This window comes from Sinorhizobium sp. 7-81 (genome assembly GCF_030124405.1).
Taxonomy (GTDB): Bacteria; Pseudomonadota; Alphaproteobacteria; order Rhizobiales; family Rhizobiaceae; genus Sinorhizobium; species Sinorhizobium psoraleae.
In genome coordinates this window covers 798,507-821,480 of the sequence record NZ_JASKLT010000002.1, presented here as the reverse complement: position 1 = coordinate 821,480, position 22,974 = coordinate 798,507, and the positions used below count along the sequence as shown (strand labels likewise).

Annotated in this window: 24 protein-coding genes and 1 pseudogene; 14 read left to right on the top strand and 11 right to left on the bottom strand. The window is 62.3% G+C overall.

From position 1 onward, the window contains the following. Positions 1 to 191: 191 nt before the first annotated feature. The 6 genes from QN224_RS11070 (at position 192) to QN224_RS11045 (ending at position 6,303) form a co-directional block, all read left to right on the top strand. Positions 192 to 1,430, top strand: a complete 1,239-nt coding sequence (locus QN224_RS11070) for an extracellular solute-binding protein (protein ID WP_283976687.1) — start codon at positions 192 to 194, stop codon at positions 1,428 to 1,430. Positions 1,431 to 1,532: 102 nt separating this feature from the next. Next, a complete protein-coding gene (locus QN224_RS11065) occupies positions 1,533 to 2,414 on the top strand; it encodes a sugar ABC transporter permease (RefSeq protein WP_283976686.1) in 882 nt (293 codons plus the stop codon). Next, complete coding sequence (locus QN224_RS11060; protein ID WP_283976685.1) at positions 2,414 to 3,259, top strand: carbohydrate ABC transporter permease; 846 nt, start codon at positions 2,414 to 2,416, stop codon at positions 3,257 to 3,259. The genes QN224_RS11065 and QN224_RS11060 overlap by 1 nt, the downstream gene beginning before the upstream one ends. After that, positions 3,256 to 4,281, top strand: a complete 1,026-nt coding sequence (locus tag QN224_RS11055) for an SIS domain-containing protein (RefSeq protein ID WP_283976684.1) — start codon at positions 3,256 to 3,258, stop codon at positions 4,279 to 4,281. Before QN224_RS11060 ends, QN224_RS11055 begins: the two co-directional genes overlap by 4 nt. A gap of 4 nt (positions 4,282 to 4,285) precedes the next feature. Continuing rightward, a complete protein-coding gene (locus QN224_RS11050) occupies positions 4,286 to 5,221 on the top strand; it encodes a PfkB family carbohydrate kinase (RefSeq protein ID WP_283976683.1) in 936 nt (311 codons plus the stop codon). Next, positions 5,218 to 6,303: a sn-glycerol-3-phosphate ABC transporter ATP-binding protein UgpC gene (locus QN224_RS11045; protein ID WP_283976682.1), complete on the top strand. Its 1,086-nt coding sequence runs from the start codon at positions 5,218 to 5,220 to the stop codon at positions 6,301 to 6,303. Before QN224_RS11050 ends, QN224_RS11045 begins: the two co-directional genes overlap by 4 nt. Positions 6,304 to 6,355: 52 nt before the next feature. On the opposite strand, the gene QN224_RS11040 is transcribed toward QN224_RS11045, so the two are convergent. The 6 genes from QN224_RS11040 to QN224_RS11015 all read right to left on the bottom strand — a co-directional run bounded on the left by QN224_RS11040 (position 6,356) and on the right by QN224_RS11015 (position 10,738). Then, positions 6,356 to 7,177 (bottom strand): IclR family transcriptional regulator, encoded by an 822-nt coding sequence (locus tag QN224_RS11040; RefSeq protein WP_283976681.1) that lies wholly within the window; start codon positions 7,175 to 7,177, stop codon positions 6,356 to 6,358. A gap of 98 nt (positions 7,178 to 7,275) precedes the next feature. After that, positions 7,276 to 7,659 (bottom strand): RidA family protein, encoded by a 384-nt coding sequence (locus QN224_RS11035; protein ID WP_269285934.1) that lies wholly within the window; start codon positions 7,657 to 7,659, stop codon positions 7,276 to 7,278. 56 nt (positions 7,660 to 7,715) lie between these two features. Next, on the bottom strand, positions 7,716 to 8,486 hold the full coding sequence (locus QN224_RS11030) for an amino acid ABC transporter ATP-binding protein (RefSeq protein ID WP_283976680.1): 771 nt from the start codon (positions 8,484 to 8,486) through the stop codon (positions 7,716 to 7,718). A 13-nt stretch (positions 8,487 to 8,499) separates the two neighbouring features. Next, entirely contained in the window at positions 8,500 to 9,159 is a 660-nt protein-coding gene (locus QN224_RS11025) for an amino acid ABC transporter permease (protein ID WP_283976679.1), read from the bottom strand. A 5-nt stretch (positions 9,160 to 9,164) separates the two neighbouring features. Beyond that, on the bottom strand, positions 9,165 to 9,827 hold the full coding sequence (locus QN224_RS11020; protein WP_283976678.1) for an amino acid ABC transporter permease: 663 nt from the start codon (positions 9,825 to 9,827) through the stop codon (positions 9,165 to 9,167). Positions 9,828 to 9,895: 68 nt separating this feature from the next. Then, positions 9,896 to 10,738, bottom strand: coding sequence for a transporter substrate-binding domain-containing protein (locus tag QN224_RS11015; RefSeq protein WP_283976677.1), 843 nt, complete (start codon positions 10,736 to 10,738; stop codon positions 9,896 to 9,898). A gap of 168 nt (positions 10,739 to 10,906) precedes the next feature. Between QN224_RS11015 and QN224_RS11010 the strand changes: the two genes are divergently transcribed. Beyond that, positions 10,907 to 11,965 carry a D-TA family PLP-dependent enzyme gene (locus QN224_RS11010; protein ID WP_283976676.1) on the top strand — a complete coding sequence of 353 codons (1,059 nt, stop codon included), beginning with the start codon at positions 10,907 to 10,909 and terminating at the stop codon, positions 11,963 to 11,965. Between the two features lie 92 nt (positions 11,966 to 12,057). Here the strand turns inward: QN224_RS11010 and QN224_RS11005 are convergent, their stop codons facing one another. Next, the gene (locus tag QN224_RS11005; protein ID WP_283976675.1) at positions 12,058 to 13,380 is read right to left on the bottom strand and encodes a hemolysin family protein; all 1,323 of its coding nucleotides are present in this window, start codon (positions 13,378 to 13,380) and stop codon (positions 12,058 to 12,060) included. A 304-nt stretch (positions 13,381 to 13,684) separates the two neighbouring features. Between QN224_RS11005 and QN224_RS11000 the strand changes: the two genes are divergently transcribed. The 7 genes from QN224_RS11000 to QN224_RS10970 all read left to right on the top strand — a co-directional run bounded on the left by QN224_RS11000 (position 13,685) and on the right by QN224_RS10970 (position 20,755). Next, a complete protein-coding gene (locus QN224_RS11000) occupies positions 13,685 to 14,608 on the top strand; it encodes a sugar kinase (protein ID WP_283976674.1) in 924 nt (307 codons plus the stop codon). A gap of 238 nt (positions 14,609 to 14,846) precedes the next feature. Then, positions 14,847 to 15,872 (top strand): sulfate ABC transporter substrate-binding protein, encoded by a 1,026-nt coding sequence (locus QN224_RS10995; RefSeq protein WP_283976673.1) that lies wholly within the window; start codon positions 14,847 to 14,849, stop codon positions 15,870 to 15,872. 6 nt (positions 15,873 to 15,878) lie between these two features. Next, positions 15,879 to 16,736, top strand: a complete 858-nt coding sequence (cysT, locus tag QN224_RS10990) for a sulfate ABC transporter permease subunit CysT (protein WP_283976672.1) — start codon at positions 15,879 to 15,881, stop codon at positions 16,734 to 16,736. Continuing rightward, positions 16,726 to 17,613: a sulfate ABC transporter permease subunit CysW gene (gene cysW / locus QN224_RS10985; protein ID WP_283976671.1), complete on the top strand. Its 888-nt coding sequence runs from the start codon at positions 16,726 to 16,728 to the stop codon at positions 17,611 to 17,613. Before cysT ends, cysW begins: the two co-directional genes overlap by 11 nt. Before the next feature lie 15 nt (positions 17,614 to 17,628). Beyond that, a complete protein-coding gene (locus tag QN224_RS10980) occupies positions 17,629 to 18,738 on the top strand; it encodes a sulfate/molybdate ABC transporter ATP-binding protein (RefSeq protein WP_283976670.1) in 1,110 nt (369 codons plus the stop codon). Next, on the top strand, positions 18,738 to 20,108 hold the full coding sequence (locus QN224_RS10975) for an FAD-binding oxidoreductase (protein ID WP_283976669.1): 1,371 nt from the start codon (positions 18,738 to 18,740) through the stop codon (positions 20,106 to 20,108). The genes QN224_RS10980 and QN224_RS10975 overlap by 1 nt, the downstream gene beginning before the upstream one ends. 119 nt (positions 20,109 to 20,227) lie before the next feature. Then, the gene (locus tag QN224_RS10970; RefSeq protein WP_283976928.1) at positions 20,228 to 20,755 is read left to right on the top strand and encodes an L-2-amino-thiazoline-4-carboxylic acid hydrolase; all 528 of its coding nucleotides are present in this window, start codon (positions 20,228 to 20,230) and stop codon (positions 20,753 to 20,755) included. A 38-nt stretch (positions 20,756 to 20,793) separates the two neighbouring features. Here the strand turns inward: QN224_RS10970 and QN224_RS10965 are convergent, their stop codons facing one another. The 4 genes and pseudogenes from QN224_RS10965 to QN224_RS10950 all read right to left on the bottom strand — a co-directional run. Then, the gene (locus QN224_RS10965) at positions 20,794 to 21,354 is read right to left on the bottom strand and encodes an RES family NAD+ phosphorylase (RefSeq protein ID WP_283976668.1); all 561 of its coding nucleotides are present in this window, start codon (positions 21,352 to 21,354) and stop codon (positions 20,794 to 20,796) included. Between the two features lie 6 nt (positions 21,355 to 21,360). Then, positions 21,361 to 21,732, bottom strand: coding sequence for an antitoxin Xre/MbcA/ParS toxin-binding domain-containing protein (locus tag QN224_RS10960; protein WP_283976667.1), 372 nt, complete (start codon positions 21,730 to 21,732; stop codon positions 21,361 to 21,363). 78 nt (positions 21,733 to 21,810) lie between these two features. Continuing rightward, positions 21,811 to 22,596, bottom strand: a complete 786-nt coding sequence (locus tag QN224_RS10955; RefSeq protein WP_283976666.1) for a crotonase/enoyl-CoA hydratase family protein — start codon at positions 22,594 to 22,596, stop codon at positions 21,811 to 21,813. Continuing rightward, positions 22,593 to 22,974: pseudogene (locus QN224_RS10950) on the bottom strand (hydroxymethylglutaryl-CoA lyase); the annotation flags it as partial. The gene QN224_RS10955 and the pseudogene QN224_RS10950, both read right to left, overlap by 4 nt.

Genomic DNA, 22,974 nt, shown 5'->3' with positions numbered 1-22,974 from the left:
CGAAGAAATAAGTCAAGACAATTGACTTAATAGAGGTCGCAAGAACCTCGGGGGAACGAAAGCGACGGTGCTATTCTGTCGCAAACGCTCCGATTGATTTGTCGACCGTCGCCGCACGTCGCGGCGGATTTCCCGCTCCGGCGCTCGCAAGCAACGCCGGGAACTGAAACGATCGATTATTGGAGGCAACAATGTTGAAATCGACACGCAACGCGCTCGTCGGCGCCGCTCTTGTCGGAATATCCTTCAGCAGCCAGGCTCACGCGGAAACGACGCTGAACGCGTTGTTCATGGCTCAGGCCGCCTATAGCGAAGCCGATGTTCGCGCCATGACCGAGGCCTTCACCAAGGCCAATCCGGACGTGAAGGTCAATCTCGAATTCGTCCCCTATGAAGGGCTGCACGACAAGACGGTGCTGGCGCAGGGTTCCGGCGGCGGTTACGACGTCGTCCTGTTCGACGTCATCTGGCCGGCCGAATACGCCACCAACAACGTGCTCGTCGATGTCACCGACCGCATCACCGACGAGATGAAGAACGGCGTCCTGCCGGGCGCGTGGACCACGGTCGAATATGACGGCAAACGCTATGGCATGCCGTGGATCCTCGACACCAAATATCTCTTCTACAACAAGGAAATCCTGGAAAAGGCAGGTATCACCGCGCCGCCGAAGACCTGGGACGAACTTGCCGAGCAGGCAAAGACGATCAAGGACAAGGGACTGCTCCAGAACCCGATCGCCTGGAGCTGGTCGCAGGCGGAAGCCGCGATCTGCGACTACACGACGCTGGTGAGCGCCTATGGCGGCAACTTCATCGAAGGCGGCAAGCCGGCCTTTACCACCGGCGGCGGACTTGATGCGCTGAACTACATGGTTTCGAGCTACACCTCCGGTCTCACCAACCCGAATTCCAAGGAGTTCCTTGAGGAGGATGTGCGCAAGGTGTTCCAGAACGGCGAAGCCGCATTCGCGCTCAACTGGACCTATATGTACAACCTTGCCAACGATCCCAAGGAAAGCAAGGTGGCGGGCAAGGTCGGCGTCGTGCCGGCTCCGGGCGTCGCCGGCAAGAGCGAGGTTTCGGCCGTCAACGGCTCGATGGGCCTCGGCATCACCTCGACCAGCCAGCATCCGGAAGAGGCATGGAAATACATCGTCCACATGACCTCGCAGCCGACGCAGAACGCCTATGCGAAGCTCAGCCTGCCGATCTGGGCCTCGTCCTACGAGGACCCCAGCGTGACGACGGGCCAGGAAGAGCTGATCGCGGCGGCAAAACGCGGCCTCGCGGCCATGTATCCGCGTCCGACGACGCCGAAATACCAGGAGCTTTCGACTGCCCTGCAGCAGGCTATCCAGGAAGCGCTGCTCGGCCAGACCTCCGCCGAAGATGCCTTGAAGACGGCTGCCGAGAACAGCGGTCTCTGAGGACGCCAACTTGACATCGGGCGGCCGGGCCGCCCGATGTGAACGGCGAGACACGATGAATCGCATAATACGGCTCTGACGGCCGCAAGGGTCTTTCATTCCATGCCCGGTACCTGGATAACAACGCGTGCGTGGCTCTTGATGCTGCCGCTGCTCGTGGTCATGGTGGCAGTCATCGGCTGGCCATTGGTCGATACGGTGCGGCTCTCCTTCACCGATGCGAAACTCGTCGGCACCGCGGGCGGTTTCGTCGGCCTCGACAACTACGCAAAGACGCTCGGCGGCTCAAACTTCCAGCGGGCGCTGATCACGACCACCTGGTTTGCGGTCGTGTCCGTCGCCGCCGAAATGGTGCTGGGCGTGCTCGCCGCGCTCCTGCTCAACCAGCAATTTCGCGGGCGGACAGCACTCAGAGCCCTGATGATCCTGCCCTGGGCCTTGCCGACGGTGGTCAACGCCACACTCTGGCGGCTGATCTACAATCCGGAATACGGCGCCCTCAACGCCGCACTCACCCAACTTGGCCTGCTCGACAGCTATCGCTCCTGGCTCGGCGAGCCGGGTTCGGCGCTCATCGCGCTGATCGTCGCCGATTGCTGGAAGAATTTCCCGCTGGTGGCGCTGATCGCGCTCGCCGCCCTTCAGGCCGTTCCCCGCGACATCACCGCGGCAGCACTTGTCGACGGCGCGGGTCCGTTCAACCGCTTCCGCTACGTGATCATGCCCTATCTCGCGGGCCCCCTGCTTGTGGCGCTCGTGCTGCGCACGATCGAGGCCTTCAAGGTCTTCGACATCATCTGGGTGATGACCCGCGGCGGACCGGCGAACAGCACGCGCACGCTCTCGATCCTCGTCTATCAGGAGGCCTTCTCCTTCCAGCGGGCGGGCTCCGGCGCATCGCTCGCCCTTATCGTCACATTGCTCGTGACTATTCTCGCGGTTGCCTATGCGGCGCTGCTTCGCAAGGCGGCTGGAGCGTCATGATGGAACGCCGGAACCCGCTCTTCACCGCCTTCGTCTATTTGAGTGCGCTGCTGCTTGCGATCGTCATCCTGGCGCCACTTGCCTGGCTCTTCGTCATGAGCATCTCGTCGGCCGCCGACCTTTCCGCCAAGCCCCTCAACTGGTGGCCGGACGAGATCGATCTTTCGCGCTACCGCGCCCTGCTGTCGACGATCGAAAACACCGCCGGCGCCGCCTTCGTCGCCTCTCTGCTCAACAGCCTGAAGGTTGCCGGCATGGCGACACTGGCCGCGATCGCCGTCGCCATTCCCTCCGCCTGGGCGGTTTCGCGCACACCGACGGTCTCCTGGTCGCTCTATGCGGTGATCGCCACCTATATGCTGCCGCCCGTCGCGCTCGCGGTGCCGCTCTATATGGGGCTTGCCTATCTCGGTCTGCTCAACTCCGTCTTCGGGCTGGCGCTGGTCTATCTGACGATCCTCGCGCCCTTCACCACCTGGCTGCTGAAATCGGGCTTCGATTCCATACCGAGGGAAATCGAAAGCGCCGCGATGATCGATGGCGCACGGCTCGACCAGATCCTCAGGCTGCTGACACTGCCGCTTGCCGCCCCGGTCATGGCGACCTCCGCGCTCTTTGCCTTTCTGCTTGCCTGGGACGAATTCTTCTACGCGCTGCTTTTCACCTCCGACCTGCGCGCCAAGACCCTCACTGTCGCCATCGCGGATCTCGCCGGCGGCCGTGTCTCCGACTACGGATTGATCGCTACCGCCGGTGTGCTTGCCGCCCTGCCCCCGGCGCTGATCGGTCTCGTCATGCAGCGGGCCCTGATTGCCGGGCTCACAAGCGGCGGCGTCAAAGGATGATCATGAAGGCTTCCAAGGAGCGCCCCGCCGGGCTCATCGCGATCGACAAGGAGATGGCGCGCCAGCACGCCGATGCCATCGCTTCCTACGAAGGTTCGGCTGCCCTTGCGCAAAAAATTGCCGCATCGCTGAAATCGACAGGCCGCCTCCTCCTGCTTGGCATGGGCGGCTCTCATGCCGTCGGCCGTGCCGTCGAGCCGCTCTATCGGGCACTCGGCGTCGAAGCCGTGGCGATCCCGCTTTCCGAACAGCTCGGCCAGCCGCTGCCGGTCGAAGGAAGGACTATTCTGATCACCTCCCAGTCGGGCGAAAGCGCCGAGGTGCTGCGCTGGTTCAGGGAGATCAACGGCGGCACGCCGGATACGTTCGGCCTGACGCTGGAAGGCAATTCCTTCCTGGCGCGTTCGACGCCATCGCTCATCGGCGCTGGCGGCACCGAGCAGGCGTTCGCCGCAACCCGCAGTCTGACCATCAGTTTCGCGCTGCATCTCGCAGTTCTCGCCGCACTCGGTGAAGATCCGGCCGATGCGCTGCACGCCCTTCGCGAGCCCGAGGCGCCCGCGATCGACGATGCTCTGACTGCGCTCGCCGATGCGCGCACCGTGGTCACCTCCGGCCGCCGGCTGCAGGGCCTCGCCGAGGCTATCGCGCTTGGGCTCACCGAACTGTCACGCCTGCCCTGCTTCTCGCTCGAAGGCGGACAACTTCGCCACGGTCCCATGGAAATGCTGGGGCCGAATGTCGGGGTCGTGCTCTTCCGCGCTGCTGATCCGACGGCAGACCTGGTGGCCGCCATGGCGAACTCCGCAGCCGAAGCGGGCTCCCCCGTGATCGTCTTCGATGCGTCCGGTGAACCGCCGGTCGAAGGGGTCGTGACGATCCGCTTCGGGCGCGCCGCAGGCATGGCGGCCATCTTCGCCATGCTGCCGGTCGCGCAGTCACTCATGCTCGCCTTTGCCGATGCCCGCGTAGACAATGCCGGCACGCCGGTGCGCTCCACCAAGATCACCCGGAGCGAGTAACGACATGCGCCCGCTTGCAGTCATCGGCAACGTCAACATCGACCTGATCCTCGGTCCGGCCGAACCCTGGCCGAAGGCCGGCACGGAAATCATCGTCGACCACGACGAGTTGCGTGTCGGCGGCTGCGCCGGCAACAGCGCGCTCGCCTGGGATTCGCTCGGTGTGGACTACGCGATCGCCGCGAACGTCGGCAACGACCAGTTCGGCATCTGGCTGAGAGAGGCCTTCGGCGCGCGCTCCAAGGGCTGGCCAGCGGTGGCCGTGGGCACGACGCTCTCGGTCGGCATCACCCATCCGGACGGCGAGCGCACGTTTTTCACCACGCGCGGCCACCTGCCGCTCTTCAGCTTCGACGAGGTTCGCGCGATGCTTGACGGCGAGCGTCTCCGTGGCGGCTACGCGCTGCTTGCCGGTTCGTTCCTGACCGATGCGCTGACGCTTGCCTATGACGACTTTTTCGATTGGGCAGACGCGCACGATATCGCTGTTGCGCTCGATACCGGCTGGCCGCTCGACGGTTGGACCGAGGCGAACAAACGCAGGACTCTCGATTGGCTGAAGCGCTGCCATTGCGCCCTCTTCAACGAAGTCGAGACGACGACCTTGACCGGAGAGACGGACCCCGGCGAAGCCGCGCGACATCTGAAGGAAAGGATGCCGGCCGAAGCGATCGTCGTCGTCAAGCGCGGACCCTACGGTGCGCTTGCCTTCGACAAGACCGGCGCGCAATTTTCGGTTCCCGCGCCGCGCGTTGACGTCATCGACACCATCGGCGCCGGCGATGTCTTCAACGCCGGCCTCCTGGCCGCGCTTGCCGCCGATTTGCCGCTCGAAGAATGCCTGCGGGTTGGTGTCGCGATCGCTTCCGAAGCCATATCCACGCTGCCGCGCAGCTACGGCAAGCCCCTTTCGGCCTTCCTCCAGGAGACCAGGAAATGAGCGCACTCGAGATCCGCAACATCCACAAGCGCTACGGTGAGGTGGAAACGCTGAAGGGCATCGACATTGCGCTTGAAAGCGGCGAGTTCCTGGTGCTGCTCGGCTCGTCCGGCTGCGGCAAGTCCACCCTCCTGAACATCATCGCCGGGCTTGCCGAGCCGAGCGGCGGCGACATCCGCATCAGCGAGCGCTCGATCATGGGCTTGCACCCCAAGGATCGCGACATCGCCATGGTGTTCCAGTCCTATGCGCTCTATCCGAACATGAGCGTTGCACGCAACATCGGCTTCGGCCTCGAAATGCGCAAGGTACCGGCGCCCGAGCGCGAGAAGGCCGTGCGCGAAACCGCCCGCCTGCTCCAGATCGAAAATCTTCTCGACCGCAAGCCGAGCCAGCTTTCCGGCGGCCAACGCCAACGCGTTGCGATCGGCCGGGCGCTGGTGCGCAATCCGCAGGTCTTCCTTTTCGACGAGCCGCTGTCGAACCTCGACGCCAAGCTGCGCATGGAGATGCGCACCGAGCTGAAGCGGCTGCATCAGATGCTGAAGACCACCATCGTCTACGTGACCCACGATCAGATCGAGGCGATGACGCTTGCGACGCGCATCGCCGTGATGCGCGACGGCCGCATCGAGCAGCTCGGCACTCCGGAGGATATCTACGACCGGCCGGCAACGCTTTATGTCGCCGGCTTCGTCGGTTCGCCGCCGATGAACATTCTCGACGCCGCCGTAGCCGACGACGGTTTAAGGCTTGCCAGCTCAGGCGAGTCGCTACCGCTGCCAGTGGATTTCAGAAATGCCGTGACGGCGGGCCGGCGCGTCAAGATCGGAATACGACCAGAAGCATTGCGACTTGCAAACATGGGCATGCCAGGCACGCGTGTCACGGCACGCGTCGAAGTCGTGGAACTGACCGGGCCGGAGCTCGTCGCCACAGCGAAGCTCGGCGAGCAGCGCATTACTGCCTGCCTCCCGCCGCGCACCCGGCTCGTCGCCGGATTGGAGCATGCCTTCTCCTTTGACGAGGCGGCACTGCATCTGTTCGATCCAGAAACGGGGCGCACGTTGCTTACGGCGTGAGAACTGCCGAGACTGTCGGCAATAATGAGCGGTTCTGCTACGAACCTGGGCTTCAATAGCCCGTGGCTGCCCGGGCTGCGGTCCGTACTGACGGTCCATCCTGCCTATAGCCAAGTTTCTCGGAAAGTTCGGCTGCCGCATCGATCAGTACGCGAAGATAAGCATCACGATTGCGCAAACCGTCCTCCTTGGGAGCGACGAGGCAGAGCGTCGCGATGCAAATTCCTTCAGCGTCGTACACCGGCACGGCAAAACAATGGGTAAAGCTGTCGACGATGCTGTTGAAGGTGAAATACCCGTCCTTCTTGGCTTCCCGGACCTGGCGGATAAAATCGGGCGGATCGAGGCGCTTGCCCGTCGGCAGCACGAAATCCTCGGCGGGAATGAAATCCAGTATCTGCTCGTCGCTCATGTGGTCGACCAGCAGACGACCAGACGCTGTCCACGGAATGGCGACCGGCTCGCCGATATTGGTGGAGATGCGGAAGGGGCGGCTGCCCTCGTTCATCAGAACAACTGCATATTTGTTGCCTTCCAGTTGGCACATCTGCGCGGTCTCCCGCGTCTCCTCGGCGATCCTCGTCAACAGATGTTCGCACTCGCGCATAAGATCGAATTGCTCGGCGTAGGCCGCACCGAGAAAATAGAGCTTGCGCCCGAGAAAGACACGGCCATCGTCGCCCCGATACTCGATCACGCCCTGCCGGATCAGCAGGTTAACGAGTTCGTAAACGGAAGAGCGCGGAGCGCCGATGCCCTGGGCGATTTCGTTCGGGCGCATGGGCTGACGTTGCAGGCGCAAAAAGTCGAGGATCTCGAATGCCCGGTCGAGACCCCGCGCCCTCCGGTTGACCGTATCTACTGCATCAGTCATAGCCATTCTCCTGCGGGTCTCGGAGCACGTGTGAAACGCATGCGGGCAGAAATCCGCACTCACTTCACCCGCTCCGCAAACCCGACGCCAAGTTCACCTCATTTAGCCTTGTAGGCGACGCAGTCAACTTCGACCTTGCAGTCGACCATCATGCGTGACTGTACGCAGGCGCGTGCCGGCGGGTTCTCACCGAAGTATTGCGCGTAGATCCCATTAAAGCTCCAGAAGTCGCGCGGGTCATCGAGCCAGACGCCGACACGCACAACGTCTTCAACGCCGTAGCCCGCCTCATGCAGGATCGCGATCATGTTTTCGATCGCCTTGCGGCTTTCGGCAATGATGCCGCCATCGATGATCTCGCCGGCCTCCATCGCGACCTGTCCCGAGACGTAGAGCCAACCGTTTGCCTCGACGGCGCGCGCAAATGGCAAAGCCTGCTTTCCCGCACCGGTTTCGCCCGTTCCATAACGCTTAATCATCACAGCACTTCACTCCAATTCTGCATTTCGATTACTGGTTCTCCGGTTGAACCGGTTCTTCAGTTGAACGATGAAGTTTTCAGAAAATCTGTCAGGCGCTCGGTCTTCGGTTTCAGGAACATCTCGCGCGGATTTCCTTCTTCGCCGATGCGGCCCTGGTTCATGAAGATTACCCGCGACGAAACCTCGTAGGCGAAGCGCATCTCATGGGTGACGAGCAGCATGCTCATCCCGTCATCGGCGAGTCCCTTGATCACTTGCAGCACTTCGTTCACCAACTCCGGGTCGAGCGCCGAAGTGACCTCGTCGAAGAGCATTAGCTTCGGGTTCATCGCGATGGCGCGAGCGATTGCTACGCGCTGCTGCTGCCCGCCGGAAAGCTGACCAGGATAATGATCCTTGCGCGACAGCAGCCCGACGCGGTCAAGCCACTTTTCCGCGATCGCCTTTGCCTCGTCGCGGCTCATCTTCTTGACCTTGACGAGGCCGAGCGCGACGTTGCCGGCGGCAGTCATATGCGGGAAAAGGTTGAACTGCTGAAAGGCCATGCCGGTGAGTGCGCGTTGGCGTGCGATATCCTTCTCCCGCTTGCGGCGGCGGACGCCGTTCACCATCTCATAGCCGATTTCCTCGCCGTCGATGCTGATCGTCCCGCCCTGGAACTCCTCCAGCATGTTGATGCAGCGAAGCATTGTCGTCTTGCCGGAGCCGCTCGAGCCGATGATGCTGATCACCTCACCCTGCTGCATGGTGCAGTCGACGCCCTTCAACACTTCGACCGTGCCGTAGCGCTTGTGAAGGTCGCGGATTTCAAGAAGATTGTTGGTCATCGGATGCGAAGCCTCACGACGGAACAGCGGTCTTGCGCTCGACATAGCGACCGAAGCGCTCGATGCTGTAGTTGATGACGAAATAGAGAAAGCCCGCGAAGAAATAGAATTCGAGGCTCATGAAAGTGCGGGAGATCAGCTCCTGCGTACGCAGAAGCAGTTCGCCGACGCCGATGATCGAGAGCAGTGTCGACGCCTTGACCATCTCGGCTGCCGTATTGACCCAGGCGGGCAGCGCCTGGCGCAATGCCTGGGGCCCAAGCACATAAGTGAAGGTCTGCGAGAACGTAAGCCCGATCGCTTTTGCGGCCTCCGTCTGTCCCTTGGGAATCGACTGCAATGCGCCGCGCACCAGCTCGCCAACATGCGAACTGCAAAAGACGGCGAGCGCAAGGATGCCCGCCTGGAACGGTCCGAGTTCGACGCCGACAGTGCTCAGCACGTAATAGCTCGCCAGCACCAGTACCAGGACCGGTGTGCCGCGGATGAAGTCGGTATAGCCGCGCACCAGCCATTGCACCGGCTTGTAGCCATAGGTCAGCGCCAGCCCGACGAAAATGCCGAGCACGGTGCCGACCGCGATCGACAGGAAGGATATGGAAATCGAGACGCCGAGCCCCTTGATGAGCGGCAGGCGGGCAAGCCAGAGCTGATCGAGAAATGCGAGATCCATGACGGTCACCTCGGAACGGCCAGACGCCGCTCGACGGCACGCATCAGCGCGGCAAGGAGCGAACAGGTTGCGACATAGAGGCAGCTCGCCACGATCCAGGTCTCGACGACCCGAAAGGTCTCGACATTTATCTTGCGTGCCTCGAACGTGAGTTCCGGTACGGCGATCGCCGCGGCGAGCGAGGTATCCTTGAAAAGCGAGATCATGGTGCTGCCGAGCGACGGCAAGACGTTGCGCAGCATCAGGGGGATGATGATCGAAGTGCGGATCTGCATCTCCGTCAGCCCTATCGCAAGACCCGCCTCGCGCTGGCCAGGCGGCACGGCGATGAGGCCGCCACGGAACACCTCGGCAAGATAGGCGCCGGAGTAGGTCGCCAGCGTCAACACAAAGCTTTCGATCTTGCCGAGGCGGACACCAAGTTCCGGAAGAGCGAAATAGCTGAAGAGAACGAGGACGAGGATCGGCGTGTTGCGGATGATCGTGACATAGAGCCCGGCAGGTTTGCGCAACGCGACAGTCCTGGAAACGAGCCCGAAAGCCGTAATCAATCCGATCACGCAACCGGCAAGGATTGCCGCGAAGGCGAGGCCGAGACTGAGCGCAAGTCCTTCCAGAAGAAGGTCGAACGAGCGCCAGACCGCCGCGAAGTTCAGCGAGTAAGTCATGCGTGCCAGCCATTATTGAAAACAGGGCGAGAGGCAGCCCCGCTGGCGGGGCCGCCTCGGCGAAGGGTTCATTTGTATTCGACCGGGAACCCGATCTGCGGCGCTGTCAGATCCTTGCCGAACCAGGTCTTGAAGGACTTGGCATAGAAGTCAAATTCGACACCTGTCATCGCCTCGTGCAGTGCCGTGTTGACGAAGTTCAGCCAGTCTTGGTCGCCGCGCTTGACGCCACAGGCGTAGGTCTGCGGATTCCAGCCATAGCCAGCATCCTTATAGCGATCCGGATTCTGGGTCATGTACCAGGCAAGCGAGGACTGGTCGGTGGCGGCAGCATCGGAACGCCCCGATTCAAGCGCCTGGTAGATCAGGTCAACAGATTCATACTGATCGACCGTTGCCTCCGGCAGGGCGGCGTGGACCATATCCTCGGCATAGACGTTCTGCAGCACCGAAATCGTGACCGAGGAACCAGCTTCCTTGAGCGCCTTGTAGTCGGCATACTTGCCGTCCGCCTTCAGCATCAGGCCCACGCCTTCGCGATAATAAGGAATGGTGAAGGCGATCTGCTGGGCGCGCTCCCCCGTGACCGTCATGAATTGGCAGGTGATGTCGACCTTGTTGGTGGTGATATTCGGAATACGGGCATCCGACGACTGATTGACGAATTCGATCTTTTCCGGATCCCCGAACAGCGCCTTGGCAATAATGCGGCCCATATCGACGTCGAAGCCCTGCAGCTTGTCGTCGGCGCTTTTGAAGTGCCAGGGCGCATTCGTGCTGCCGGTGCCGAGCACCAGATGGCCGCGCGCAAGCACTTCGTCGAGTTTGCTTGTCGGCTGCTGCGCGGAGGCCGGCGCCGCTGCCAGCGTGGCGATTATGAGGCCCGCAGTCGCATGAAATGTCTTGATCATCGGAGATCTCCCCTTTGTCAGTTCCCGGTGATTTTTCTAGGATCCAGTATAATGGACATGCGTCCTGAATATTGGATTGACCCATGAAATGCCTTGCGTCATAACTTGTCAAGTCGGACCGGCTAAATTCGCCGCACATCCCGTTGTCTGAGAGAGGAAGCCAACCGCATGACCCTGCAGATCGAAACGCCCGCGGTGCTGGTGGACATCGAGATCGCCCGCCGTAACATCCGCGTCTTCCAGGACTATGCGGATCGCCACGGCATTCGGGTGCGGCCGCATATTAAGACCCACAAGCTCCCACAGATCGCCGAGCTGCAGCTTGAAGCCGGAGCGATCGGCATAACCTGCCAGAAGGTCACCGAGGCCGAGGCGATGGTCGAGGGCAGCGCGCACATCAAGGACGTGCTGATCACCTACAACCTCCTCGGAGCGGAAAAGCTCGCGCGCCTCGCTAGGCTTAACCAGTGCGTCGCGCTCAGCGTGGTCGCCGACAATCCGACCGTTATCGACGGCCTGTCTACCCGCTTTGCCCGCGAGGACGCACCGCTAACCGTGCTTGTCGAATGCAACACCGGCGCCGATCGTTGCGGCGTGGCGACGCCGGCCGAGGCTGCGGGCCTCGCTCGACGCATAGCCGATGCGCCCGGATTGCACTTTGGCGGACTGATGACCTACCCGCCCGTCGGAGGAACTGAGCGCGTCCAAGCCTTCATGAGCGAGGCGAAGCGGCTGATCGAGGCGGATGGCATCGCGGTTCCGGCCATCACCTCCGGCGGCACCCCGAGCATGATGGAGGCGGCCAGCGCGCCGGTCGCGACCGAACACCGTCCGGGAACCTATATCTACAATGATCGCTCGCTCGTCGCCCGCGGCGTGGCGACGTGGGACGATTGCGCGCTGACGGTGCTTGCGACGGTCGTCTCGGTTCCGGCCGAAAACCGGGCGATCATCGATGCCGGCAGCAAGGTTCTGACCTCCGACCTTCTCGGTCTTTCCGGCTACGGCCATGTGCTGGGGCGCGACGACATCAGGATCGACCAGCTTTCCGAAGAGCACGGCCGGCTCGTCGCGGACGGCCCGATCCGCCTGAAGGTCGGAGACCAGGTGCGCATCGTCCCGAACCACGCCTGCGTGGTGACAAACATGGTCGATGCGGTTCATATCGTCGAGGGCAATGAGGCGAAGGCGATCTGGCCGATCGTTGCGCGCGGCCGCGTTCTCTAGATCATTTCATTCATTCACGCTGAAATGACCTAACTCGTTGAAATGAGGCAATTCCGGACGGAAAACCGTTGCACACTTTTCCTGGAATTGCTCTAGCTATAGTCAGTTCTCGACGCCAGCAGCTTGTCGATGCGCATGCCGTCCATGTCGACGATTTCGAAACGCCAGCCTTCGAAGTCGAAGCTCTCGCCGACATGCGGGAGATGGCCGAGCACCTGCAGTGCGAAGCCGGCGATCGTGTGGAAGTCGCCCTCCGGACGGTCGTGGAAGCCCAGCCTCTCGAAGGCGTCGTGCGCGGCCATCATGCCCTCAATCAGCATGCTGCCATCCTCGCGCACCACGATATCCGGCTCGACGGTTTCCGTATCCGGCAGGTCGCCGGCAATCGCCTCCAACAGGTCAGTCTGGGTGACAATCCCCTCCAGGCTCCCGTACTCGTCGATGATTGCGGCGAGCCGTACGGGGGCGCTCTTGAACTTCTCCAGCACCCGGAAGACGGCCGTCGACTCGTGCAAGATCAATGGCTCCCGAACCACGCTGAGGACGTCAAGCGACTGACGGTCGAGCAACTGGTCGAGCAGATCCTTCTTGAGCACCATCCCGAGCGGATAGTCGATGTTGCCCCTGCCGATCAGAAGCTGCTCGTGACGACATTCCCTGATCGTCTTGAGGATCTCCGCTTGGCTGTCGTCCGCGTCGATCCAATCGATCTCGATCCGCGGCGTCATGAAGTCGGAAATTCTCCGGTCGCCGATGCTGAATATCCGCTCCACCAGTTCCTGCTGGGCGGCGTCGAGAAGTCCGGCTTCCTGGCTTTCGGCGACAAGAAGCTTCAGCTCGGTCGGAGAATGCAGCGATGCCTCGCCTGCTCCCGGGCGCAGACCGATCAGCCGAAGCACGAGATTGCCGAGGCCGTTAAGGGCGAGGATCGCGGGACGCAGCAGAAAAAGGAACAATGCAAGCGGGCGGACGACAGCCAGCGCCGTGCCCTCGCTGCGCTGCAACGCCAGGCTCTTCGGTGCCAGTTCGCCGAGCACGATATGCAACGCGGTAATAATGATAAACGATACCGCAACGGCTATCGCATGCGATCCGACCGAGGCCCAGGTCGCAGGCAGGACCGTCATCAGCGGCTCGATGAGGTGGGCGAGCGCCGGCTCGCCGACCCACCCGAGCGCCAGGGACGATATCGTGATCCCAAGCTGGGTCGCGGCCAGATTGGCGTCGAGATTGTCGACGGCATGCTGGAGCGCGCTCGCATTCATGCGCCTTTGCGAGACCAGTTCGGCCACGCGGCTGCGGCGGACCGAAACGAGCGAAAACTCTGCAGCGACGAAAAAGCCGTTGGCGCCGACAAGCAGAAACACGGCCAGTATCCCGATATAGTCGAGAATACTGCCATCGGAACCGGACATGATCTCCCTTCGGGCGGGCGGACGCCTCGACTGTTGACGTTGCAACTACCGTATCACGCTCTTGCCGTCGGAGGCAGATATCCTCTCGAAGACGGTTCTGGCGAATACCGCCTCCTGCGTCGATCCCAATCCGGAGTGGGTGGCAAGCCCCTTGGGCGCGCGTACCGCGACGAATGATCAATCTCTTCGATTTCACATCTAGATTTGCACCCGGGAACTTTTCTAGGATGCACGGGCGGAAGGCTGGCCGCCTTTCGGCCTGCTGCTCGACGCCCCGCCCTCCTCTCCACTCGTGGGATTACCGATGCCAAAGACATTTCTCTCGATCGGCGAATGCATGATCGAACTTTCACAGGCCGGCGACGGCCATCTCAAGAAGGGTTTCGCGGGCGATAGCTTCAATACCGCGTGGTATGCGCGCGCCTTTCTCGGCGGCGGCTGGCAGGTAAGCTACTTCACGGCGCTCGGAACGGACAGGCTGTCCGACGAGATGCTCGCTTTCATGAGCAGCGCCGGCATCGCCACCGATCATGTGCGCCGCATCGACGGGCGCAATCCCGGCATGTACATGATCCACCTGAAGGACGGCGAGCGCAGCTTCCAGTACTGGCGCGAGACATCCGCAGCCAGATTGCTTGCAGAAGACCGGGAGCGTCTGCGCGCGGCGATCGATGGCGCCGAACTCATCTATTTCTCCGGCATCACGCTCGCGATCCTCTCGCCCGACGATCGCGGCCGTCTCATCGAAGAGATCCGCCGGGCACGCGAGTTGGGGAAGGCTGTTGCTTTCGATCCGAACCTGCGGCCGCGGCTGTGGGAAAGCACCGACACGATGTGCGCGGCCATATCGGACGGCGCTCGTGCGGCGACGATGATCTTCCCGAGCTTCGACGACGAACGCAGCTATTTCGGAGATACCACCCCTGAAGCGACGGCGAAGCGCTATCGCGATCTCGGAGCGGAGCTTGTCGTGGTCAAGGACGGCGAGAACGGCATAACGATCAGCGACGCCGAAGCGCTCGTGCATGTTCGCGCCCATCCTGCCAACCCGGTCAGGGACACGACCAGCGCCGGCGACAGCTTCAACGGAGCCTTCCTGGCGATGCAGTTGCTGGGTCAGCCCTCGCGGCGCGCAGCGGAGTTTGCGGCAAAGGTCGCCGCGAGGGTGATCGAACAGCCCGGCGCTCTCATTGGGTCCGATCATTTGCCGCAACCAGAAGTCGTCTGAACTGCACCGGGCGGCAGCAGAGCCCCCATACGGCGGATCAAGATGTATGGCGCCGTTCTAAAATACCGTGCTATTTTCTGACCGCAGCACATGAGACGGGAGGGCCGCGAGCAAAGAATTTTCGCAAAAGCCGCGAAAACGATAGGGCATTTCACGAAACAGCGGCAGGGCGTCATAAGTTTGCGTTGTGATAGTCGATTAAATTGATAGTTTTATCTGGCAAAGGATGGAGGGCGATATGGGCTCGAATAGACTTACCGGAGTAGTAAAACTAGCGCTTGTAGTCGGCAGCCTGCAGCTGGGCTCTCTTGGCCTGGCTCAAGCAGACACAACGATCCTGAACGTGTCCTATGATCCGACTCGGGAGCTCTACAAGGACTTCAATTCGGCCTTCGCCGAAAAATGGCAGGCCGATACCGGCGAAACCGTGACGATCCAGACCTCTCACGGCGGCTCCGGCAAGCAGGCTCGGTCGGTGATCGACGGCCTCGAGGCGGATGTCGTGACGCTCGCGCTCGAGGCTGATATCGATGCGATCGCCGCGGCGACCGGCAAGATACCGGCGGATTGGAAAACTCGCTTCGAAAACAACAGCGCCCCCTACACCTCGACGATCGTCTTCCTCGTCCGCAAGGGCAACCCGAAAGGCGTCAAGGACTGGGGTGATCTTACGCGGGAAGATATCCAGGTGATCACCCCGAACCCGAAGACCTCGGGTGGTGCGCGCTGGAACTTCCTTGCAGCCTGGGCCTGGGCACGGACCGCCAATGGCGGCGACGACGCAAAGGCGCAGGAGTACGTGGCGCAGCTCTTCAAACATGTGCCGGTTCTCGACACCGGTGCGCGCGGCGCAACGACGACCTTCGTCCAGCGGGGCCTCGGCGACGTGCTGCTCGCCTGGGAAAACGAAGCCTATCTCTCGCTGGAAGAGCTCGGGCCGGATAATTTCGAGATTGTGACGCCATCGATCTCGATCAAGGCCGAACCGCCGGTCGCGCTTGTGGACGGCAACGTCGACAGCAAGGGCACGCGGAAAGTGGCCGAGGCCTACCTGAACTATCTTTACAGCGATGTCGGTCAGAAAATCGCGGCCAAGCACTATTACCGACCCTTCAAGCCGGAGCTTGCCGACCCCAAGGACACGGCGCGCTTTGCCGATGTGAAGCTGGTCACTATTGACGAATTCGGCGGTTGGAAGGAAGCTCAGCCGAAGTTCTTCGCCGACGGCGGAATTTTCGACCAGATTTACAAGCCGGGACAATGATATTTCATGGCCTTTCGCAACAGCACGCGATGGCAGTTTCGGCAACCGAGCGTCATTCCGGGGTTCGGATTGGCGCTCGGCGTCACGCTGACATGGCTTACCCTCATCGTTCTCATTCCCCTTTCCGGCCTCATCTGGCGTTCAAGCGGTCTCGGCTGGTCGAAATTTTTCGCGCTGGCGTCCGACGAGCGGACCGTCAACGCTTTGACGATCAGCTTCGGTACGGCCCTTATGGCCGCGGTCATCAATCTCGTTTTCGGTGTCGTGCTGGCCTGGGTGCTTGTTCGCTACCGGTTTCCGGGCAAGCGCATCATCGACGCCATGGTCGACCTGCCGTTTGCGCTGCCGACGGCGGTGGCCGGCATCGCCTTGACCGCACTTTACGCTCCGAATGGCTGGATCGGTTCGCTTCTCGAACCACTCGGCATCAAGATCGCTTTCACACCTGCCGGCATCGTCGTGGCCCTCGTCTTCGTCGGCCTGCCCTTCGTCGTCAGAACGGTGCAGCCGATCATGGAGGAAATCGACAAGGAGGTGGAGGAAGCGGCGGCAACCCTTGGCGCCAACCGCTACCAGACGATCAGCCGAGTCCTGTTACCTGGGCTTTTGCCGGCCGGATTGACGGGCTTCGCGCTCGCCTTTGCACGCGGCGTCGGCGAATACGGCTCGGTCATTTTCATCGCCGGCAACCTGCCTTATGTCTCGGAGATCGCACCGCTCCTGATCATCATTCGCCTCGAGGAGTTCAACTATCCGGCGGCAACCGCGATTGCCGCGGTCATGTTGCTCCTGTCCTTCATCATGCTGCTGGTCATCAACATGATCCAGTCCTGGAGCCGACGGAGGTATGGCAATGGCGCATGATGTCGGTTCCGCGTCGATTTCGGCGCCATCAACGCTGGTAACGGCGGCGACTTCGGAGAGCCGGTTCGCACGCACGACTCTGATCGTGATTGCCCTCGCTTTCGTGGCGCTGTTCCTGCTCTTGCCGCTTGCCACGGTGTTCATCGAGGCGTTCCGCAAAGGACCGGCAGAGTTCTTCTCGGCGTTGCGTGATGCGGAGACGTTTTCCGCCATTCGCCTGACGTTGCTGGTCGCCGGGATCGCCGTGCCGCTCAATCTCGTCTTTGGGGTGGCGGCCGCGTGGGCGATCGCCAAATTCGAGTTCAAGGGCAAGGCCTTCCTGACGACCCTGATCGACCTGCCCTTCTCGGTGTCGCCTGTGATTTCCGGCCTCGTCTTTGTGTTGCTCTTCGGATCACACAGCCTGCTCGGCCCCGTCCTGCAGAGCTATGGTATCCAGATCCTCTTTGCCGTGCCGGGGCTGGTGCTCGCCACCGTCTTCGTCACCTTTCCTTTCGTCGCGCGCGAACTGATCCCGCTCATGCAGGAACAGGGCACCAGCGACGAGGAAGCGGCACTGTCACTCGGCGCCACCGGCTGGCAGACCTTCTGGCATGTGACACTCCCCAACATCAAATGGGGCCTGCTTTACGGCGTGCTTCTCTGCAACGCCCGCGCCATGGGTGAGTTCGGTGCGGTCTCCGTCGTCTCCGGCCATATTCGCGGCCAGACGAACACGATGCCGTTGCAGGTGGAAATCCTCTATAATGAGTACAATTTCGTCGCTGCCTTTGCGGTGGCGGCGCTCCTTGCGCTTCTGGCGCTTGTGACGCTCGTCCTGAAGACGGCACTTGAACTTCGTTACAGCGACGAGATCGCTGCGAGCCGCAGGCATTGAAAGGTCCAGATATTCATGGAAGTCCGCGTCCAGAACATACGCAAGGAATTCGGCCGCTTCCCGGCGCTCGACGATGTCTCGCTCGACATCCGCTCCGGCGAACTGATCGCGCTCCTCGGTCCTTCCGGCTCAGGAAAGACCACGCTGCTCCGCCTCGTCGCCGGGCTCGAAAGCCCGACGGGGGGCATGATTTTCTTCGGCGACGAGGATGCATCAAAGAAGAGCGTGCAGGAACGCAACATCGGTTTCGTTTTCCAGCACTATGCGCTCTTCCGGCACATGACAGTGCTCGACAACGTCGCCTTCGGGTTGAAGGTGCGTCCGGCCAACAGGCGGCCGCCGGCTGCCGAAATCCGCCGCCGGGCGCTCGACCTGCTCGATCTGGTGCAGCTCTCCGGTCTTGAAAAACGCTACCCCGCCCAGCTTTCCGGCGGCCAGCGCCAGCGCGTGGCGCTCGCGCGCGCCATGGCGGTCGAGCCCAATGTGCTGCTGCTCGACGAACCCTTCGGGGCGCTCGACGCGCAGGTGCGCAAGGAACTCAGGCGCTGGCTTCGGGAAATCCACGATCGCACCGGCCACACCACCATTTTCGTCACCCACGACCAGGAGGAAGCGCTGGAGCTTGCCGACCGCGTCGTCGTGATGAGCAAAGGCGCGATCGAGCAGGTCGGCACACCCGACGACATCTATGACCACCCCGTCTCGCCTTTCGTCTACGGCTTCATCGGCCAGTCCAACTGCCTCGAAGTCTCGCTTTCCAGCGGCGAAATCTGGTTCGAGGACCGGCCGATCGGGTTGCGCGCGGCGAGCGAACCCGACGGGTCGGCAACCCTTTACTTCCGGCCGCATGATATCGAACTTATCGACGGCTGTGGCGGCTGTCTGGCCGGTCTTGTAACAAACAGCCGCCGCGTCGCCGGAACGCGCCATCTCGAGCTCGATCTCGGTAGGACCCACCCGACCGTTGAGATCGAACTGCCGCCGGAACGCGCGGCGGCCGCCGACCACGCCCGCATCGCCTTCAGGCCGACCAAATGGACACTCTTCCGCAAGGAGGAGAAGCTGCCTGAAATTCAGAGAAGCGTCGCGACGCAGACCAGCGAACTGGCGCGCACGGGCACGTGATGTCCATCATCGAAGACCTCACGCGATCGCTCGGCGAGGCGGTCGTGCTGACCGGCGAGCGGGTCGCGGAACGCCATCGCAGCGACGCAAGCCTCACCGGACGCAGCCTGCCCAAGGCGGTGCTTCGCCCCGCGAGCGTGGCGGAGGTTGCCGCCGCCCTCAAGATTTGCAACGACCATCGGCAAAGCGTGGTGCCGCAAGGCGGCATGACCGGGCTCGCCGGCGGAGCCAATTCCGACCCGGACGACATCGTCATCTCGCTGGAACGGCTTTCCGGCATCGAGGAGATCGACACGGCGGCCGCGACCATGACCGTTCTTGCCGGCACACCGCTCGAAGTCGCGCAACGCGCGGCCGAGGACGCGGGCTTGCTGCTGCCGATCGATCTCGGCGCTCGCGGCTCATGCCAGATCGGCGGTAATCTCGCCACCAATGCCGGCGGCATTCGCGTCATCCGCAACGGTGTTGCGCGCGACAATGTCCTGGGCCTTGAGGTCGTGCTCGCCGACGGCACCGTGGTCTCCTCGCTCAACAAGATGATCAAGAACAACACCGGCTACGACCTCAGGCAATTCTTCATCGGTTCGGAAGGCACACTCGGCATCATCACCCGCGCCGTGCTGCGCCTGCGCCCTTTGCCAGCCGGACGGCTGACGGCACTCTGCGCGCTCGACAGCTATGCGGACGTTGTCGCCTTGCTGAAACGGGCGCAACGGGAGCTATCCGGTCTCTCGGCGTTCGAGGCGATGTGGGATAGCTATTTCCGTTTCAATTGCGAGGCGGAAGGACGACAATTCTTCGAAACCGCTCCAGCCTTCGCCGCGATCATCGAGCAGGACATCCGCGGACATGACGGCGAGCGCGAGCAGTTCGAAGCCTTCCTCGGACAGGTCCTCGAGGACGGATTGATCGGCGATGCGCTGCTCGCCCAATCGGAGAAGGAGGCCCAAGCCTTCTGGCGCGTGCGCGAAGGTCATGCGATGGACAGGTTGCTGCCTTCCCTCGTCAATCTCGATGTCAGCCTCCCGATCGGCGACATCGGCCGCTTCGCCGACGAATGCGGCAAGGCGCTTTCCACCCGGTTTCCGTCTGCGCACGTCTCCTTTTTCGGCCATGTCGGCGACAGCAACCTGCATATCGCCTTCTCCGTTCCGGACGCCGATGAGGAAACTGCGCATCAAGTCGATGCGATCGTGTACCCGCTAGTCGCCGTGTACTGCGGATCGATTTCCGCTGAACACGGGATCGGCACGCTGAAGCGTGACTTTCTCGATCGCTCCCGCAGCGCAGCCGAGTTGGACGTTATGCGCCGGATCAAGAATGCCCTTGACCCAAACGGCATCCTCAATCCCGGCAAGGTGCTGCGCTAACGCGAAGAGGCAGCTTGCCAAATCTCCGGGAGGCCTCTCGGCGCGGATACCGGGATTTATTTGCGTTCAGCCGGTAGGCGAGGCGCTGGCCTTACTCCTGCATCGATGACAGAAGGGACCTGCATGTGACCGACCAACAAAGCGAGTCCAGATCGGCAATGGACGGCGAGCTCGGCATTCTTGCCAGGCGCAGGATCGAGGCGGGGATCATCGCGCCGATCTATGAGGTCATGCGCGAGAAGATCGGCGACGAGCTCGCCCAATCCATTCTCGACACAGCGATAACCCGCGCTGCCATCGATGCCGGAAAGGGCTTCGCGGCAAAGACGCCCGGCGGCACCAGCCTGCGGACGTTTCAGGAGTTGCAGGACCTCTGGACCCAGGACGACGCGCTGACGATCGAAGTCGTCAAGGGGACGGACGAGGAGTTCCATTACAATGTGCTGCGCTGTCGTTATGCCGAGACCTATCGCGAAATGGGTTTGGGGCATATCGGGCATCTCCTGTCCTGCAACCGCGACGGCGTGTTCTGCACCGGCTACGATCCGCGCATCACGCTTGAGCGCACGCAGACCGTGATGCAGGGTGCATCCCATTGCGATTTCCGGTACCGCCTGAACAAAACTGCCGATCAGTCCTCCGAATAGGCCATTGGATGGTGAGCCAGCAACCCCCTGGCGTCGTCTCAAAGCCAGGAGGCGGGCGACTTCGGCAGCCTGCCTTCGGGATCGATGATCTCGAGCCGCGGCGCGCCCGCGCCGTTCCAGCGCCAGAGTGCGACGCAGGTGCCGCCGGGCGACATGAAAGATGGGTAGATCACGCCATGGAATTCGCGGGCCGCGAGATCGGCATGTAGCTTATGAGTCTGCGGCGTCACGCCCTTGTCGAGATCGTCTCGCCATTCGCAGTGATGAATGGAGTCGCTCAGGCCAAGCTCCGCGAGAACATTGGCGTCCGTGAGCTCGGCCAGCCGCGCATCGTAAAGCTCAAGCCTTACGATCAGCGCCGGATGCTGCACGAAACCCTGGTTGTATTCGGCCCAGGCGGTCGAAAGCTCGCGCGCGGCATAGATCGTCGGCACGCCCACTGGATTCCATCGGCCACCGAAGCGGGCGGCACCCTCGCCGGAAAGCGGCAGATGAGCCCAGCGCGGTACGAAGGCGCGCCAGAGCGGCATCGGCGCGGCAGGCGGCGGCTCTAAGTTGGAGCGGGATGCGGACGGAAAACCGCTCACACTTTTCCTCATCCCGCTCTACGCGTAGACGCCGGCGCGAACAGCTTCCAGATAAGCGAGGACCTTGTCAGCCTTGCTTTCTCCGACGAGGTCGAACGCCGTCTTGCCGGCCCAGCCGGGAATCGGCTGGTGTTTGAACCAGATGACGGCGCGAGCTTCGTCGCCCGCCATTTCGGACGCCATGGCGAGGATGCGGACGACCTTGCTTAGTGCGCTGTCGACCTTGCGGGCACCGGTCCTGGCTGTCAGCGTGTTGCGGGCAACGCCGATCAGCTTGGCGAGTTCGGCAAGCGTTATGCCCAGACGGTCGGCGACGAGGCGCGCCGACAGAAATGGGGAATGATCCTCCCCGAAGCGGGCGGCGGGAATGTCCAGGTTGAGGGCGCCCATGGCAAAACTCGATCCTGTTTTGATCAACACACCAGTAAAATAGGTTCAATCCGTGATCATTTCAAGCGCAGCTTCTGCTCAAATCTGCCAGGAGGGGGTCCGCCGTTCGAAGAAGGCCGAGACTCCTTCCCGGGCTTCCTGCGTCTCCCACGTGTCGGCCAGTTGCTCGATCGTCGCGGCGATAACCGCATCGGTGATCGGCATGCCAAGCGATCGCGCCAGCCGTTTGGCTCTTCCGGCCGCTTGCGGCGCGGCGGCAAGATAGGGGGCGATTTCCGCATCGACGGCGGCGTCCAATTGGCCATCGTCGACCACAACAGTCGCAAGACCGGCCGCGAGCGCCTCTTCGGCGCCGAAAAGCCGTGCCGACATGAACAGCGGCCGCGCCCTTCCTTCGCCAATCCTGGCGACGACATAGGGACTAATCGTCGCCGGGATCAGCCCGAGCCTCGCCTCCGTCAACCCGAACTTTGCGCCCGCCGCCGCAACCACTGCATCGCAAACGCTCATCAGCCCGACACCGCCGCCGAAGGCATTGCCATGCACCCGTGCGATCAGCGGCTTCGGCATCTCGTTCAGCACCTTGAACATCATGGCCAGCCGGGTCGCCTCACCGATCCGCGCCTGCCGGTCGGCGTCAAACTGCTGGTGCATCCAGTCGAGATCGCCGCCCGCACAGAAACTCTTCCCCTCGCTGTCGAGGATGACGACGCGGACCGTCTCGTCATCGCCAAGCCGGACCGCCGCATCCGTGAGTTCACCGATCATTGTGGCGGAAAGCGCATTGTGCTTATCCGGACGGGCGAGCGTTAGGCGGGCGACGCCCCGCTTGTCGACGGTGCACCGGATCGTTTGGTCAGTCATGTTGCGCTCCTCAGGGACCGAGCAAAGGCCGCTGCGCGATCGAGCTTTGCGGCGTCAAGCCCGGTCGAAAATCCCCGCTTCTGCAGGAAGGCATTCACTGCGAGCGTATCGACGTTGCCCGCTGCACCCGGAGCATAAGGACAGCCACCGAGCCCTCCCGTCGAAGCGTCGAACACCCGCAGCCCGCGATCGAGGCCGACCGCGATGTTTTCCAGCGCCCGGCCGGACGTATCGTGGAAATGACCCGCAAGCTTCGCCGCGTCGATGTCGCTGAGCACCGTCGCTAGCATGGTGTCAACGGCTTCCGGCGTGCCGCGCCCGATCGTGTCACCGAGACTGATCTCGGCGCAGCCGAGTTCGAACAGCCTGCCCGCCCCG